The organism is Chryseobacterium phocaeense (assembly GCF_900169075.1).
GTDB lineage: Bacteria > Bacteroidota > Bacteroidia > Flavobacteriales > Weeksellaceae > Chryseobacterium > Chryseobacterium phocaeense.
On the sequence record NZ_LT827015.1, the window covers coordinates 651513 to 667021 of the forward strand.

16 protein-coding genes and 1 tRNA gene are annotated in these 15509 nt (G+C 38.7%); 6 read left to right on the top strand and 11 right to left on the bottom strand.

The window, feature by feature from the left end:
- Nucleotides 1-204 precede the first annotated feature (204 nt).
- Nucleotides 205-918 carry a hypothetical protein gene (locus B7E04_RS09740; protein WP_139785380.1) on the top strand — a complete coding sequence of 238 codons (714 nt, stop codon included), beginning with the start codon at nucleotides 205-207 and terminating at the stop codon, nucleotides 916-918.
- Between the two features lie 350 nt (nucleotides 919-1268).
- Here B7E04_RS09740 and B7E04_RS09745 read toward each other — a convergent pair.
- A tRNA-Leu gene (locus B7E04_RS09745) sits at nucleotides 1269-1348 on the bottom strand.
- A gap of 67 nt (nucleotides 1349-1415) precedes the next feature.
- Nucleotides 1416-2183 carry an MBL fold metallo-hydrolase gene (locus tag B7E04_RS09750; protein WP_080778474.1) on the bottom strand — a complete coding sequence of 256 codons (768 nt, stop codon included), beginning with the start codon at nucleotides 2181-2183 and terminating at the stop codon, nucleotides 1416-1418.
- A gap of 54 nt (nucleotides 2184-2237) precedes the next feature.
- Here B7E04_RS09750 and B7E04_RS09755 point away from each other — a divergent pair, with 54 nt between their 5' ends.
- Together B7E04_RS09755 and B7E04_RS09760 are read left to right on the top strand one after the other, a co-directional pair.
- Nucleotides 2238-3665: a TonB-dependent receptor gene (locus tag B7E04_RS09755; protein ID WP_080778475.1), complete on the top strand. Its 1428-nt coding sequence runs from the start codon at nucleotides 2238-2240 to the stop codon at nucleotides 3663-3665.
- A gap of 13 nt (nucleotides 3666-3678) precedes the next feature.
- Entirely contained in the window at nucleotides 3679-4128 is a 450-nt protein-coding gene (locus tag B7E04_RS09760; protein ID WP_062652753.1) for a GAF domain-containing protein, read from the top strand.
- 404 nt (nucleotides 4129-4532) lie between these two features.
- Here the strand turns inward: B7E04_RS09760 and B7E04_RS09765 are convergent, their stop codons facing one another.
- The 7 genes from B7E04_RS09765 to B7E04_RS09775 all read right to left on the bottom strand — a co-directional run bounded on the left by B7E04_RS09765 (nucleotide 4533) and on the right by B7E04_RS09775 (nucleotide 8485).
- Nucleotides 4533-5270: an ABC transporter substrate-binding protein gene (locus tag B7E04_RS09765; RefSeq protein WP_080778476.1), complete on the bottom strand. Its 738-nt coding sequence runs from the start codon at nucleotides 5268-5270 to the stop codon at nucleotides 4533-4535.
- A gap of 22 nt (nucleotides 5271-5292) precedes the next feature.
- Nucleotides 5293-6615 carry a magnesium transporter gene (gene mgtE / locus B7E04_RS09770; protein ID WP_080778477.1) on the bottom strand — a complete coding sequence of 441 codons (1323 nt, stop codon included), beginning with the start codon at nucleotides 6613-6615 and terminating at the stop codon, nucleotides 5293-5295.
- Nucleotides 6616-6785: 170 nt separating this feature from the next.
- The gene (locus tag B7E04_RS22135; RefSeq protein ID WP_165439430.1) at nucleotides 6786-6950 is read right to left on the bottom strand and encodes a hypothetical protein; all 165 of its coding nucleotides are present in this window, start codon (nucleotides 6948-6950) and stop codon (nucleotides 6786-6788) included.
- A 32-nt stretch (nucleotides 6951-6982) separates the two neighbouring features.
- The gene (locus B7E04_RS22140) at nucleotides 6983-7126 is read right to left on the bottom strand and encodes a bacteriocin-like protein (RefSeq protein WP_157967960.1); all 144 of its coding nucleotides are present in this window, start codon (nucleotides 7124-7126) and stop codon (nucleotides 6983-6985) included.
- Nucleotides 7127-7159: 33 nt separating this feature from the next.
- Nucleotides 7160-7303, bottom strand: coding sequence for a bacteriocin-like protein (locus tag B7E04_RS22145; protein WP_165439431.1), 144 nt, complete (start codon nucleotides 7301-7303; stop codon nucleotides 7160-7162).
- 38 nt (nucleotides 7304-7341) lie between these two features.
- Complete coding sequence (locus B7E04_RS22735; RefSeq protein WP_449384826.1) at nucleotides 7342-7485, bottom strand: bacteriocin-like protein; 144 nt, start codon at nucleotides 7483-7485, stop codon at nucleotides 7342-7344.
- A 448-nt stretch (nucleotides 7486-7933) separates the two neighbouring features.
- Nucleotides 7934-8485 carry a pyruvate decarboxylase gene (locus B7E04_RS09775; RefSeq protein WP_080778478.1) on the bottom strand — a complete coding sequence of 184 codons (552 nt, stop codon included), beginning with the start codon at nucleotides 8483-8485 and terminating at the stop codon, nucleotides 7934-7936.
- Nucleotides 8486-8659: 174 nt separating this feature from the next.
- Here B7E04_RS09775 and rpsO point away from each other — a divergent pair, with 174 nt between their 5' ends.
- Nucleotides 8660-8929: a 30S ribosomal protein S15 gene (gene rpsO, locus B7E04_RS09780; protein ID WP_080778479.1), complete on the top strand. Its 270-nt coding sequence runs from the start codon at nucleotides 8660-8662 to the stop codon at nucleotides 8927-8929.
- Between the two features lie 481 nt (nucleotides 8930-9410).
- Here the strand turns inward: rpsO and B7E04_RS09785 are convergent, their stop codons facing one another.
- Both B7E04_RS09785 and B7E04_RS09790 read right to left on the bottom strand, forming a co-directional pair.
- Nucleotides 9411-9770, bottom strand: a complete 360-nt coding sequence (locus B7E04_RS09785; RefSeq protein ID WP_080778480.1) for a DUF4260 domain-containing protein — start codon at nucleotides 9768-9770, stop codon at nucleotides 9411-9413.
- Between the two features lie 227 nt (nucleotides 9771-9997).
- On the bottom strand, nucleotides 9998-11422 hold the full coding sequence (locus tag B7E04_RS09790) for a sugar MFS transporter (protein ID WP_080778481.1): 1425 nt from the start codon (nucleotides 11420-11422) through the stop codon (nucleotides 9998-10000).
- 444 nt (nucleotides 11423-11866) lie between these two features.
- On the opposite strand from B7E04_RS09790, the gene B7E04_RS09795 reads away from it, so the two are divergent.
- Entirely contained in the window at nucleotides 11867-14128 is a 2262-nt protein-coding gene (locus B7E04_RS09795; RefSeq protein WP_080778482.1) for a polyribonucleotide nucleotidyltransferase, read from the top strand.
- A 489-nt stretch (nucleotides 14129-14617) separates the two neighbouring features.
- The gene (locus tag B7E04_RS09800) at nucleotides 14618-15268 is read left to right on the top strand and encodes a hypothetical protein (RefSeq protein ID WP_080778483.1); all 651 of its coding nucleotides are present in this window, start codon (nucleotides 14618-14620) and stop codon (nucleotides 15266-15268) included.
- Nucleotides 15269-15509 lie beyond the last annotated feature (241 nt).

Here is a 15509-nt window from a genome sequence, read left to right on the forward strand (position 1 = left end):
AAGGTACAATGAACATTTAACATAATTTTTAGTTGTTGTAGAATTCTTTCTACAGCCGGTAGTTTTTTCTCTATAGAAAAAATTTAACCGAAGTTTTTTTTGCGATTAAATTTACAACATTGAATGTGATTAAATTAAAATTTTTAATTAATAAAATAAAAAGAATTAAAAAAATAAAGTACAGCAACGCAAAGATCAACAACCATGAAAAACAAATTACTTTTACTTTTTCCACTCGCCGTTTTCGGAATGTCCTCTGCGCAGGTAGGTGTGGGAAATCCAAATCCATCCGTACATCTTGATGCAAGAGCAGCAACGGGAAATTCTGCCATAGCTTTCGGAAATACCAACCAAACAGCAGCTGCCGCCGGAGCCGGAGCTATGAAGTATGATAATACAACAAAGCAGATGTTTTACAGTGACGGTACATCCTGGGTATCTATGGCTGCAAACGAAACTACAACGTCTTTTATTCCCCGAGTGGTTGCTTCCGGAAGAGCAGCCGGAACACAAACTGCAGTAGCAAATAATGTGTATAATAAATGGGGTTTTTCACAGGTTTATACCAATGACGGCAGCTGGAATCCTTCCACAAGTACCTATACTGTGGCAGCAGGAAAAGATGGGTTTTATCAATTTTCACTGGCTGCCGGTATTACCAGTAATAAGGGAGCCAATGCTTCAAGCTGGCTAATAAACATTAATAATGGAGCACAGTTTTGGACCCTCACTTCTACTAGTAATGTTCAGGCAGCAGCTCCCTCATATCGGGGAGGCTCGGTAACCGTATTTTTAAATGCCGGTGCTGCCATTACCTTTGGTTCAAAACATTGCACAGGATGTAATTCGGGAGCTGAAGAATCTTACACTATTGAACAAGGTGCAACTTTTACCATTACAAGTTTAGGTTCAAATTAATAAAAATATAATGAAATTTCCCCTCGTTTTTCATTATCATTAAAAATACAAATGTCTATATAAAAGTTATTTAGGAGCCCGGCATTCCCGCGTGTTTAAATAATTCAATAATTTAGCCGGGCAAAACTGGAATTTTAGGAGTCAGATAACGATAACGTTATTTGACTTTTTTTTACATTCTATAATAGGAGGGTTGATTTGTTCGACGAAAAAGCAGCTACTGTAAAAGATAATTGCTGATAAACTTGATGAAGAAGATTATAGGAGGTTAAAAGACTTACTGTCAGTATAACAGTGGATTAAGAAATAAAAAAACCGACATCGAAGTGGATCTTCAAATGTCGGCCTTGTACCCGGAGCCGGGCTCGAACCGGCACGGTTTCCCACTGGTGTTTGAGACCAGCGCGTCTACCAATTCCGCCATCCGGGCATGTGTTAAATTGGTGTGCAAATATAGAAACTTTTTTTAGTATTCAAAAGCTTTTTGGAGGAAAATTTTAAAATTCTATTTCCAGTCCGTCGTAGGCCAGATGCATTCCTTCCGGAAGCTCCTTATCTTCAATATCATGCAGCCCCAGATGATGACTGATGTGGGTAAGAAATAATTTTTTGGGCTGAAGTTCTTTAAACAGGGCAATCACATCGGCCAGTACAAAATGGGCAGGATGCGGATCGAATTTCCTGATGCAGTTTAAGATCAGCACGTCCAGATTCTTCAGTTTTTCCTTTTCGGTGTCTGAAATAAAATTCGCATCGGTGATGTATGCAAGATTTTTAAACTTGTACCCGAAGACGGTGATTTTATAGTGAATCACCTCAATGGGTATAATTTCCGTATCCAGAACATGGAAAGGTTTGTTTTCAATTTCATGAAGTTCAAAAGCCGGAGCGCCCGGATATCTGACATCCGTGAAAGCATAGGGGAAACGTTTTTTGATTTCATGACCAACTCTTTCGTAACAGTAAATCGGCATATCTTTTCCGCTCTTAAAAATGAGGGGTCGCATATCATCCAATCCGATCACGTGGTCGTTGTGTTCGTGCGTCAGGAGGGCGATATCTACATTATTTTCGTGATTAAGAAGCATCTGCTGCCTGAAGTCCGGTCCGCAATCAATCAGTATTTTCCTGCTTTCCTCTGTCGTAATCATTACGGAGGACCGGAAACGTGTGTCTTTGGGATTTTCGGAGGTACATACCTCGCAGGTACAGCCTATAACGGGTACACCCTGGGAAGTCCCGGTTCCTAAAAATTTCAACTTCATTTTCTTTTGAGGTTGGTTTAATTTTGGTAAATTTACGAAAAATTTTACGTCCTAATGTATCAGAAACTAACTCCTAAACAAAAAGCATTAACAATTAATCTAGATCCTACTATTTATGGTACTTTCGCAGAAATTGGAGCAGGGCAGGAGACTGTTCGTCACTTTTTTAGAGCAGGGGGAGCTTCCGGTACAATTGCTAAGGCGATGTCTGCTTACGACAAAGATTTTAGTGATGCCATTTATGGAAAAGAGGTCAAAAACAGGTATGTTACCCAAAACAGGCTTCGGAAAATGCTCCGGTATGAGGTAGCATTGATCGAAGAAAGGATTTCAAGGGAAAATAATCCGAACAGAAAATTTTTCTCTTACGCGAATACGGTAACAACCATTAATTTCGACAAAACACTCAAAGGCCACGGCTGGGTGGGAATCCGCTTCCAGACCAAAGAAAATGAAGATTACAATGAGGTGGTGATCCACGTGAAATTCAAAGAAAATGACGCCACTTTACAGCAGGAAACTTTAGGAAATCTTGGAGTAAACCTGATCTTCGGAGCCTTCCACTACTACGACAATCCCAGAACTTTAATCGAATCTTTATACGACGATATTGCAAAAGACGGTCTTGAAATTGACATGATCGATTTCAGCGGGCCAGCTTTTGACTATGTCGACAACAGGTTAATGTCACTGCAGCTGGTAAAGCATGGAATGACCGATGCGGTAATTTTCAACTCCCAGGGCAGCAATATGCTTCCTGCAGACGTTTTGTACAAGAAAAATATTTTTGCGGTAAGAGGAAGTTTCAGGCCTGTAACGAAGGTGAATATCGACATGCTTAAAAACGGCCTCGAGATGTTCCAGAAAGACGCTACCTGTACACATGAGGAAACAGAAGTTCTGATCGAGATCACCATTTCCAATCTTAGGGCAGACGGAGATATCGATGAAAGGGATTTTATGGACCGGGTAGATATTCTTGGAAAACTGGGTTATACCGTTATTATTTCCAACTTCTCTGAATACTACAGGCTGATTGATTATTTTGCATCCTATACAACCGGAGATATCGGGGTAGCGATGGGCGTGAATAATCTTCTGATGGTTTTTGATGAAAAGTACTACAAAGATCTTTCGGGAGGAATTCTGGAAGCATTCGGGAAGTTTTTCAGAAACGGAATGAGGGTATACCTTTATCCATACAAAGATCCTGAAACCCACGAATTACTGGATTCTGAAAATCTTAAAGTAGAAGAAAATTTAAAAGAGCTTTATAAATATTTCAAGCATAACAACCGTATTGTGGATATTACCAACCATAATCCGGAGTTTTTGGAAATTTATTCCAGAGAAATCCTGAGAAAAATTGCATGTTGCATCAAAGGCTGGGAAAACCAGGTTCCTGAAGGCGTGGCAGAAATGATAAAAGAACGTGGAATGTTTGGGTATAAAGACGAGCTTTCCCTCAAACAATTCTCTTAAAAATTAAAATACAATGTCAGAATTAAAGAAAAGACTTTCTTCCATTCTTGAAAGTCCGAAACATAATACAGAAGAGAAACTTGAAAAGGTGTGCCACCTGCTTGATCAGGAAATTTCCTATTTCAACTGGACCGGATTTTACTTTAAAAACGGTGATAAGGATGAATTGAAATTGGGTCCTTATGTGGGAGCGCCTACTGATCATACCATTATTCCTTACGGGAAAGGGATCTGCGGACAGGTTGCGGTCTCCAACGAAACCTTTGTGGTGCCTGATGTTCATGAGGAAAGCAATTATTTAAGCTGTTCCATTGATACGAAAGCGGAAATTGTGGTTCCTATCTTCAAAGACGGCAAAAATATCGGCCAGATTGATATTGATTCCCACACCATTGATCCGTTTACAGATGCAGACCGTGAACTTCTGGAGTGGCTTTGTAAAGAAGTTTCCAAAATTTTATAATTGAACTTTCAATTTGAAATATAAATGTGAGCTCTGATGTAAAATCGGGGCTTTTTTGTATTTAAACTGGTGGCTGTTTTTTCAAGAAATATTTATTAAGAGAGCAGGAGAGAGCCTTTTCCAATGATTTTTGGACATCATGAAAATTTTGATTTTCAAAAAAGCTTAAGTGAACTTCTAATACAGTATAAATTTAAACTAAAAAACTAAAGTGTTTAAAAACTTTTGTGGTTAATTTTTATCCCACAGATGACACAGATTTTCACAGATGATCGCGCAAATTCTTCCAATATAAAAATCTTTGATTTTTCTGAGACTTATGTGAACTTCTTATGTACTTCATTTTTTAAACTTCAAAAAACTAAAGTGTTTTTAAATCTTTTGCTCCTTTTGTGGTTAAAAAATCACCGCTGCATCTCATGAATTTCAGCCAGTAATCCCTTAAAATATGCTTCACACTTTGCGATATGGGTTCCATACCATGAAAACGCCTCTCCATCTACAATCATAATCTTTTTATCAGGATAGAATGCCCGCATTTCCTCAATATGTTTTTCTTTAAAAGGAAAAGGTTCGGAAGAAAGCATAATCACCTCTGCATCCGCCAGATCTTCCATTTGAACTTCGGGATAACGGGTTTGATGTTTGAAAATATTTTCGAAACCGATCTCTGATAATATGTGGTGAATAAAAGTATCGGAGCCAATGGTCATGTATGGGTTTTTCCAGATGAGGTAAGCTGCTTTTACAGGAGCATCAAGTTTCGTCTGCTCCAGGACTTCATAGATTTTAAGATTGAACAGCTGTGCTTTTTCCTCTTTATTAAAAATATTTCCCAGAGTTTTAAGAAGGTAATAATTATCTTCAACGGTTTCCACATGGGTGACGGTTACTTTGAAGTCATCCATTAAAGCTTCCACCTGTTCTTTGATATTTTCTTCCTTATTGGCCAGGATCAGATCCGGCTGTAAAGCTTTTATCTTGTCAATATTAATATTCTTCGTACCGCCGATAATGGGAACGTTTTTGATCCGGTTAACGGGATGGATGCAGAATTTGGTGCGTCCAATAACTTCATTTTCGGTAAGGCCGAGATCAAATAATGCCTCTGTGATAGAGGGTACGAGAGAAACAACTTTCATAGTCAGGCTTTGTCTGCCTAAATTACAAAAGTTTTCCTGTCAGGAAAAATCCGGCAACGGAAAAATAGATAATAAGTCCGGTAACATCCACCAGCGTGGCTACAAACGGGGCAGAAGAGGTAGCAGGGTCGAGGTTTAGTTTTTTCAGGATAAAAGGGACCATGGAACCGGAAAGCGTTCCCCAAAGTACGATCAGGACCAGAGAAACCCCTACGCTCAGCCCTACATAAGGCCAGTACATGCCGTAATTGAAGAATCCTGCCTCATGCCAGACCATAATTCTTAAAAAGCCGATGATGCCGAGAATTCCCCCGAGGGCAAGACCGGTAAAAATCTCTTTTTTCATGACATACCACCAGTCTTTCAATCCAATTTCCTGGAGCGCCATGGCCCGGATAATCAGGGTAGCAGCCTGGGAGCCTGAATTTCCTCCACTGGAAATAATAAGCGGAACAAACAGGGCAAGAACTACAGCCTTCTGAATTTCATCCTCAAAATAGCCCATCGCTGAAGCGGTCAGCATTTCTGAGAAGAAAAGAATAATCAGCCACATTCCTCTCTTTTTGATCATTTCCATTAAAGAAGTCTGTGTATACGGATCATCCAGGGCTTCAAGACCCCCGAATTTCTGAATATCTTCCGTATTCTGCTGCTCGATCTGGTCAAGGATGTCATCAATCGTTACAATGCCTACCAAAACACCGGCTTCCGTAATGATAGGAAGAGCCGTCCGGTCATATTTCTCAAAATAGGTGACCGCATCTTCCTTGGTGGTTGTGGTAGTAATGGCAACGAAATGGTTATCCGTAATATCCGAGATCAAAGTATCCTCTTCAGCCAAAAGAAGGCTTCCTAAAGCAATATCATCAATCAGGCGGTTTCTTTCATCCACCACATACAGGTGGTTCATGGTTTCCACCCTTTTACCCACCTTTTTAATCTGCTGAAGACATCTTTTTACCGTCCATTCCTTACGGATCTGGATATAATAAGGAGTCATCAGACGGGCAATGGAATCTGAGTCGTAGCCCAGAAGCTTCAGGGCAATCCTTCTTTCCTGGGGATTAAGATGATTGATGGAATATTTGATCAGCTCATCCGGAAAGTCCTCAAAAAGAGCGGTTCTGTCATCCGGTGTCATCCCGTTCAGGATCTCCGAAACTTCTTCGCTTCCAATGCTTCTGATGGTATCTTCCTGGAAGTCAGGATCAAGATGGGAGAAAACTTCCGCTTTGTATTCTTTCGGAACCTTTAAAAATGCCAGAAGCCTCTCGTCAGCATGAAGGTTGCTAAGAGTTTCGGCAATATCGGCAGGATTAAAGATAAGTTCGTCTCTGGAATTCAAAACGTGAAATTTTTAGGATATGCAAAAATAATTCAAAAATTTAAGACTGTAAAGGAAAGCGGGAAAATTAAGGATTAATTAAAGTTTAAAACCAGGCTGAAGAACTTTTTTGCAAACAAAAAAACACCTGCAGAAGCAGATGTTTAAAAAAATTAAATTTTATAAATACCTTATTCAAGGATAGGTCCGCATAACGGATAAGGAGAAGGTAAGCACATTCCCCCGTCACAGCATTCCCCGAATCCGCACTGGGAGTGGGTCTGGCATTTCTGGCGCATTCCGTTCCCTTTGATTTCCTGCTGCTTTTTTCTGGTAAGCTTTTTTAGATTTTTCATGGATATATTCTGTTATAAAATGAAAAACTGATTTATTCTTCAATACAGTCATATTCCATACACACTCCCCAGCAGCAAAAACCAATAAAACATGGCCTTGTTGCGCTGCATCTTTCAATGGCTCCACCATTGATTTTCCTTTGTTGTTCTCTGTTGAGTTTTTTTAAATTTTTCATGTTAAATAATTTTTGATTTGATAAAGGATAAGGTTAAAATTCAATACAGGCGTGCGGACTGCATATTCCGTCACAACACCAGCCTACAGTACACGGTCTTGTTACACTGCATCTTGCCATAGCTCCACCATTGATCTGTCTTTGCTGTTCTCTGCTGAGTTTCTTTAAATTTTGCATATTAAGTAAATTTTGATTCAGATAAAAAGATAAGAATCTTATATCTCAATGCAGGCATGTGGGCTACATACTCCGTTACAACACCAACCAACCGTACAAGGTCTGGTTTCTCCACATCTGGCGATGGCTCCGCCGTTGATTTGTTTTTGCTGTTCTCTGTTCAGCTTTTTTAAATTTTTCATATTGTAAAAGTTTAATTTGTTAGACTAAAATAATAAAAAATATTTAATTATTCACTGTTTGATGAAAATATTTATCTAATAATCAGTGTGTTTTGACGCTTTTTTGAAATGTGATCAAATATTTTTATCAGGTTTTCTATGAATTCTGTATGGTTTCGGATCACAGTAATGTGAATTGTGAATTGTCAATAGTGAATTTTGCTGTCAGTCGGAAATTGAGCATTGACTTGTGGAGCAAAATTGACCATTCAAATGAATAGGAGGATTTGTGAATTGTGAATGGTCAATAGTGAATTTACTATCGGTCAAAAATTGACCATTGACTTGTGGAGCAAAGTTGACCATTCAAATAAATAGGAGGATTTGTGAATTGTGAATGGTCAATAGTGAATTTACTATCGGTCAAAAATTGACCATTGACTTGCGCAGCAAAATTGACCATTTATCCCTAAAGTTCTCCTTCTGTCCAGGATTTAAGCTTTCTGAGTTTTTTCAAAATACCTTTGATCGCGCCGTCGGTACCTATTTTAATGGAATTTTCCGTAGAACCTAAAAGACGCATATTTTTACGGTAGGTATCATAATCTGTTTCCGTAACCAGATTTCCTCCGGCGTCAAAGAGTTTCATGCTGACTACCACCTGATTTGAGAATACATATTTTCCGATTCCTACTTTGAAATAGCGTACTTTGGGAACAATGGCAAAATCAGCGTCGTTATTGACACAGTAATCAGTGATGGTTTGTTTTTCCACACTGTCGAATGGAATCTGGACTTCCGCTCTGAGCATCTTATTTTTTCTGGAGCTGAAATTATCCGAAACCGCACTGAAAAAAGCCTGGTTCGTAGGCTCCTTAATTTCTTCAATATCCGGCTCTACCTCAGGATTGAAGTATAGGATCTTTTTTACCTTATGGTCTGTATTTTTCTGTGCTTTTACAGAGACAAAGCCCACTAATAAAAAAGTACTGACTGCTGTAAAGAATATAATTTTTCTCATTTGTAATTCGTATGCAAAATTACTGCCTTTTCACTGGATCACATACATTTTATTAAGAAATTTTTAACATTTTTTTCTATCAAATTTGATACATGAAATCAATAATGTTTTGCAGAATAGAAAAATAGTTGTAATTTTGCAGCCGTTACATAATAATCATTAAACAATATTGGAATGTACTTAACAACAGAAAAAAAGCAGGAAATTTTCTCAAAACACGGGAAATCTGCAACAGACACAGGAAGTGCTGAAGGACAAGTTGCACTTTTCACTTACAGAATCAACCATTTATCTCAACACTTAAAGTCTAACCGTCACGATTTTGCAACGGAAAGATCTTTGGTTAAATTGGTAGGTAAAAGAAAAAGTTTACTAGATTACCTTAAAAATAAGGATATCGAAAGATACAGAGCGATCATCGCTGAACTAGGTTTAAGAAAATAATCTATAAAGATTGTCAAGATAAAGCAGTTTCGAAAGAAGCTGCTTTTTTTATAACCGGAATTTTAAACCACAAAAGACGCAAAAGTTTTTTAACACTTAAGTGATTTGAGGTTTTAAAGTTACAATGCAGAGAAATTCACTTAAGTTTAGAAAAAATCAAAGATTTTTATATTTATTTAATATACGCAATCATCTGTGAAAATCTGTGCCCATCTGTGGGGGATAAAAAAAACAACCACAAAAACAGGTGAAATTTTAAACCATTAAGAAGCATTTAAGTTTTTAAGAATATTAAGTTTGAACTGCGCTTGGAGAGTATGGCTAAAAAATCTTTAGATTTTCCTTAATTATTCTTATCCCCTTCATAGATCTTAATGTTTCAAATCTATTCTAATTATCTGTGGAAATTCGTGAAAATCTGTGGGAGATAAAAAACAACCACAAAAGCTTTTGATATTTAAGTTTTCAAATACTCGGAAACTCATATCTGTTTTTTTCCGATTTTTCCTAAATGGGTATTCTGGAAGCTGTCCGGGTATTTCAGACCATAGCCCAACAGCCTGTCAAAAGATGAGTGGGCAAACAGAATCGCTCCTATCGTCTGGATATAGGGAAGGGTAAGAAAGGTTCCTATAAGATATATTATAATCGCCAGCCCGAGATGATGAAACAGGTTATAGAACAATGCCCCTGTTTTATTATTGATGAGATAGCCCAGCATGGAAAGATCCGGTGCCAGAAAAAGTCCTGCAAACCACCACCATGATACATCTGTTTGTTTGAATGCTAAAACCCCAAGTACTAAAAAAGCAAAATATTCGAGCTGCAGTTGAATCTTCATGAGCAAAAAGGTATTGTTTATCTGATAAGTGTCTGGCTGATCCTGAAAGTTACATTGAATTACGGATAAAACAAAAGTGAGACGCTATAAAAACATCTCACTTTACAATATGATTTAAAAAACTATGTCTTACCAAATAATAAGCGTTAGCGGCTTTGTTTATCTTAAAAACACGATGTTGCTAATAATTCTTTGTTTTGCTTTGCGATAAATAACCCCCGAAATCTCTAATGCCCTGATTTTGTTTCTGTAGTAGTTTCCACATGACCTAAGTATTTGGTACAGTACACTCCGAAAATCAGAATCACCAGATAGCAGAAAACAGGAATGATAAACGAATGCTGCACACCCAGCTGATCAGCAAGGTATCCCTGAAAAACAGGAACAATGGCACCTCCCAGAATCGCCATAACCACCAGGGATGATCCCTGACTGGTATATTTACCCAAACCGGAAATAGCCAGTGTATAGATATTGGAGAACATAATGGAGTTGAAAATCCCGATTCCCAGAATGCTGTACATTGCCAGCTCACCCTGATTCACCATAGCTGAGGTCAGAAGAACAACATTGATGGCTGCAAAAATAGAGAGTGTTCTTGCCGGAGCAGATTTACCGATAAAGAAGGCTATGAAATTGAGCACTATAAACACAATGAAAAAGCTTATCTGAGCAAAACTAAGATCAACGATGCTGAAAATAACTAGGAAAACCGCTGCGGCGGCTCCCAGCATATAAACTGCTTTTTTACCGGCGCTTATGGACTGGTTTAAAGAAATGGCCCCGAGAAAACGCCCGATCATAGCACCGCCCCAATACAATGCCAGGTAATTTTTGCTGATGATCTCATTAAAACCCATGATCTGAGGCTGCTCCAGAAAACTGATGATAAAACTTCCTACGGCCACTTCACCCCCCACATAACAGAACATGGCAAAAACCCCGAATTTCAGATGGCTGTACTGAAGTGCACCCCAGCCTTTTACCACCTCTTCTTCCTGTGCCTGGAATGAGGGCAGTTTTACCCTTGAAATAAGTAAGGCAACCAGTAAAAGGATACCTGCAAAGATCAGATATGGAATTCTGGTGGCTACAGCACTGAACGAGCCGTCCGGAGCTGAGAAAAACTCAAAGATAAGATGGCCGCCGAGTACCGGGGCAATGGTGGTTCCGAAAGCATTGAAAGCCTGGGTCATATTCAGACGGCTGGAAGCAGATTCTTCGCTGCCGAGCAGTGAAACGTAGGCATTGGCCGTGATTTGAAGAACTGTGAAACCTAGTCCCAGAATAAACAGAGCCCCAAGGAATAACGGATAATAGGAAAATGTAGCTGCCGGATAAAACAGGACACAGCCAAAAGCTGCGAGAAAAATACCGAACAGGATTCCTTTTTTGTACCCCGCTTTGTTAATAGGATCTCCTTTTGAAATAGAAATCAGGAAGTAGATGAGTGAACCAATGAAATACGCTCCGAAAAAACAGAACTGTACCAGCATGGATTCGAAAAAGGTGAGTTTGAAAAGCTGTTTGAGGTAAGGGATCAGGATATCATTCATACAGGTGATGAATCCCCACATAAAAAAGAGCAGGGTGATGGTCATTAAAGGAATCGTGTAATTCCTGCTCTGGGTTTGAACTTCTTTATTGATCATAAACATGTATTTATTTGAAAAGAATGATGAGTTCTTTCAGTTGGTTTCGTCTGCTGCATATATTTTGAGAAGCGTGGCAAATATAAGGCTGAAGCCCGGTTTCTGCAACTTATCCTGATGTTTTCTGGAAAATAAGCAACCTCCCGTTAAAACGGAAATATTATTTACTTATTTTGAGACAATAATACGAAAATGACATGGTTTTGTGATTAATTTATTGCAAAAAAAACTTTTTGTTAACGAAATAATATAGATACGCTGAGCATTTTAGAAGTAATTTTTGAAGCTTTCATTACTAAACAAGGGATTATCTTATGATTCTGCATGCTATTTCTAAAGCTGAAAATTTAATATTTCATTATTATATGCTACCTTTGCAGACGAAAATTTAAAGAGTTTAAATATTAATTCATACTCAATACGGAGTATAAAGACGACAAATTTATGAGTGTACCTCAAGCGTTTACAGAAACGATTACTCTTGCAGACGGCAGAGAAATCACTATCGAAACGGGGAAACTGGCCAAGCAGGCTGATGGATCCGTGGTAGTAAAAATGGGTGGAACCATGCTTTTAGCAACGGTTGTAGCCAACAAAGAAGCCAATCCTGGAGTAGATTTTTTACCTTTAACAGTAGATTACAGAGAAAAATTCTATGCGGGTGGTAGAATTCCCGGAAACTTCTTCCGCAGAGAAGCAAGACCTTCAGATCAGGAAATTTTAACGATGCGTTTGGTAGACAGGGTTCTACGTCCGCTTTTCCCTGAAGATTTCCACGCTGAAGTTCAGGTGATGATTTCTTTAATTTCTTACGATGGAAAAGCAATTCCAGATGATTTAGCCGGTCTGGCAGCTTCTGCAGCCATCGCGATCACCGATATTCCTTTCAACGGACCAATGTCTGAAGTAAGAGTGGTAAGATTCGACGGGAAATTAGCAATCAATCCAAGTTATGAAGAACTGAAAAGCTCTGAGCTTGATATCATGGTGGGAGCTACCAAAGATTCTATCGTAATGGTAGAAGGGGAGATGAAAGAGATTTCAGAGCAGGAAATGCTGGAAGCCATTATCTTCGGTCATGCTGAAATCAAAAAACAGATTGAAGCTCAGGAGAGATTGGCTGAAAAAGTAGGAAAAGCTTTCCCTAAAAGAGAATACAGCCACGAAAATCATGATGAAGCGATTCGTGAGAAAGTATGGAAAGAATGCTACGATAAAGTATATGAAGTGGCAAAAACGCCATCCGGAAAAGAAGAAAGACACGAAAAGTTCAAAGCGGTTCTTGATGAGTTCTTAGCACAATATGTAGATAATGTGGAAGAACTGGAAAGAGTAACGCCTTTCGTAAAAGTATATTATCATGATGTGGAGAAAGAAGCCATGCGTCAGATGATCCTTGAAGACAATATCCGTCTTGACGGCCGTGATCCTCAGACGATCCGTCCGATCTGGTCTGAAATTGACTATCTTCCGGGAGCTCACGGTTCTGCGGTATTTACAAGAGGGGAAACCCAATCCCTGACTGCTGTAACACTTGGTTCTGTAAAAGATGCCAACATGGTGGACAGCGTAATTTCGCAACACGACGAGAAATTCTTCCTACACTATAATTTCCCTCCGTTCTCAACCGGTGAAGCAAGACCTTTAAGAGGAACTTCAAGAAGAGAAGTAGGACACGGAAACCTTGCCCAAAGAGCATTACAGGCAGTAATTCCTGAAGAAAATCCATATACCATCAGAATTGTATCCGATATCCTTGAATCAAACGGTTCGTCTTCCATGGCAACAGTTTGTGCAGGAACGTTGGCATTGATGGATGCTGGTGTACAGATTACAAAACCTGTTTCCGGTATTGCAATGGGATTGATCACGGATACAAAATCCGGTAAATTCACCGTACTTTCCGATATCTTAGGAGATGAAGATCACCTGGGAGATATGGACTTTAAAGTAACGGGTACTGCAGACGGGATCACCGCTTGCCAGATGGATATCAAAATCCAGGGTCTTTCTATGGACATCATGGAAAAAGCTTTGATGCAGGCTAAAGACGGAAGATTACACATCTTAAATAAAATCACTGAAACAATCGCTGAGCCAAGAGCAGATGTGAAGCCACACGCTCCGAAAATGGTGGTAATGGAGATCTCCAAGGACTTCATTGGTGCTGTAATCGGGCCTGGAGGAAAAATCATTCAGCAGATGCAGAAAGATACGGATACTGTGATCGCGATTGAAGAAATCGGGGAAATCGGACGTATCGAGATTGCAGGAACAGACAGAGAGAAAATCAATGCTGCTGTTGCTAAGATCAACGAAATTACCTTTGTTCCTGTAGTAGGGGAAGTATACAAAGGAAAAGTAGTGAAAGTAATGGATTTCGGAGCTTTCGTAGCGATTGCAAAGGGTACTGAAGGACTTCTTCACATTTCTGAAATAGAGTGGGCACGTCTTGACAAAGTTCCATATGCAGAAGGTGATGAAGTTGAAGTGAAGTTCATGGGTTACGATGACCGTAAGAAAATGAAACTTTCCAGAAAAGTACTTTTACCAAGACCTCCGAAACCTGAAGGAAAACCAAGACCGGAAGGACAAGGAAGACCGGAAGGACAGGGAAGACCTGAAAGACCGGCAAGAAATGAGGGCAATGGAAGACCTGAAGGTGAAAAACCGGCAGTAGATCAAAACCCTTCATCTGAAGCTTAAGATTAATTCTTATATATAATGAATCCCTCAATTTTGAGGGATTTTTTATTTTAAGGCTGCATCATAACCACATTTCATCATTATAGTTTGGAGAGAGCCTTCTGCATATTCCGGATTTTATCCTGCGGCACAATTTTCTATATTCTTCTGAAATCACTTCAAATCTGGCATTTTTAGTATACAGTTCCAAGTTGATATTTTTACGTGTTTTAGCTAAATAAAAAAGCCCAGGTTGGTATTAATAATATGTTTTTCAGTGATTTAACATAAAATAATTTTTCAATTTTATGTGAATTATAATAGTATATTTGTCACTAACCAATGAATTTTATGCATGAATTTCAGTGTACCATGATAAATTTTTAAGATATATTATGGTTTATAGCGACTGTTACTACACAGATGTAGAAGTACGAGTTTTGTATAAATTTAATTTAATTATATAAAACGTATGAAATTATTCTAACCAGAACCATTCAACCAAAAATCATGAAAAAAATTATTTTTTTGTTCTTTTCCTGTGCATTTGTAAATGCACAAATAGGCGTAAATACGGCAACACCTACCAGATCTTTAGATGTTAACGGAAACCTGAGAGTGAGAACCCAAACCAATCAATCTGCCAATGCATCATATGATAATGTACAGATTGCAGACGCCAATGGAAATGTCGATTACATTAAAAAAAATGTACTGAACCAGCAGATGGTACAGCTATTCAGCCTTAATACTTTAACGGCGGTCAATACAGGAGGGGACGGAACTGTTCCGGTAAGTATCAGCAATCAGTCTATCACCCTGGCAAAGCCGGCGTTTGTGATTATCAATTTTTCAGTTCCCGTTACCTTATCAGCAGCATTTTCGGATCAGAGGTTAAAGATGCTGAGAACACACTTAAATGTTAACGGAACGAATGTGGTGAGAGCTTCAAATACTTATACGAACGGAATTGCTACGGGATCTAATTTAACCGGAATCTTTTATAATACCGGAAGTTATATCGCCTTGCTGGGAGCAGGAACCCATTCCATACAACTTTTGGGAACATGTTTTGACTTCACAACGGCAAGTCAGTGTGTCCAGGGAGGAAATTATGCCGGCACATTATTCCAGGCATTTGCGATGTATAATGATTATTGATCGCGTTTTATTTCAGGATTCCGTATCGGATATTTTGGATAATATATTAATTAAAACCACTGAAAATTTCGGTGGTTTTTTTTGGAATTTTCTTATCATTAAAACAATTTATAATTAGTGATAAAATCTTCGTTTGTTGGTTATCGCAAGGGCGCAAGGATTTTAAGATTGATTATGCTTTAAGGCGCAAGAAAATCGGAGATTTTCAGTAGGGTATAGTGAGATTGCTTCATCGCTTTGT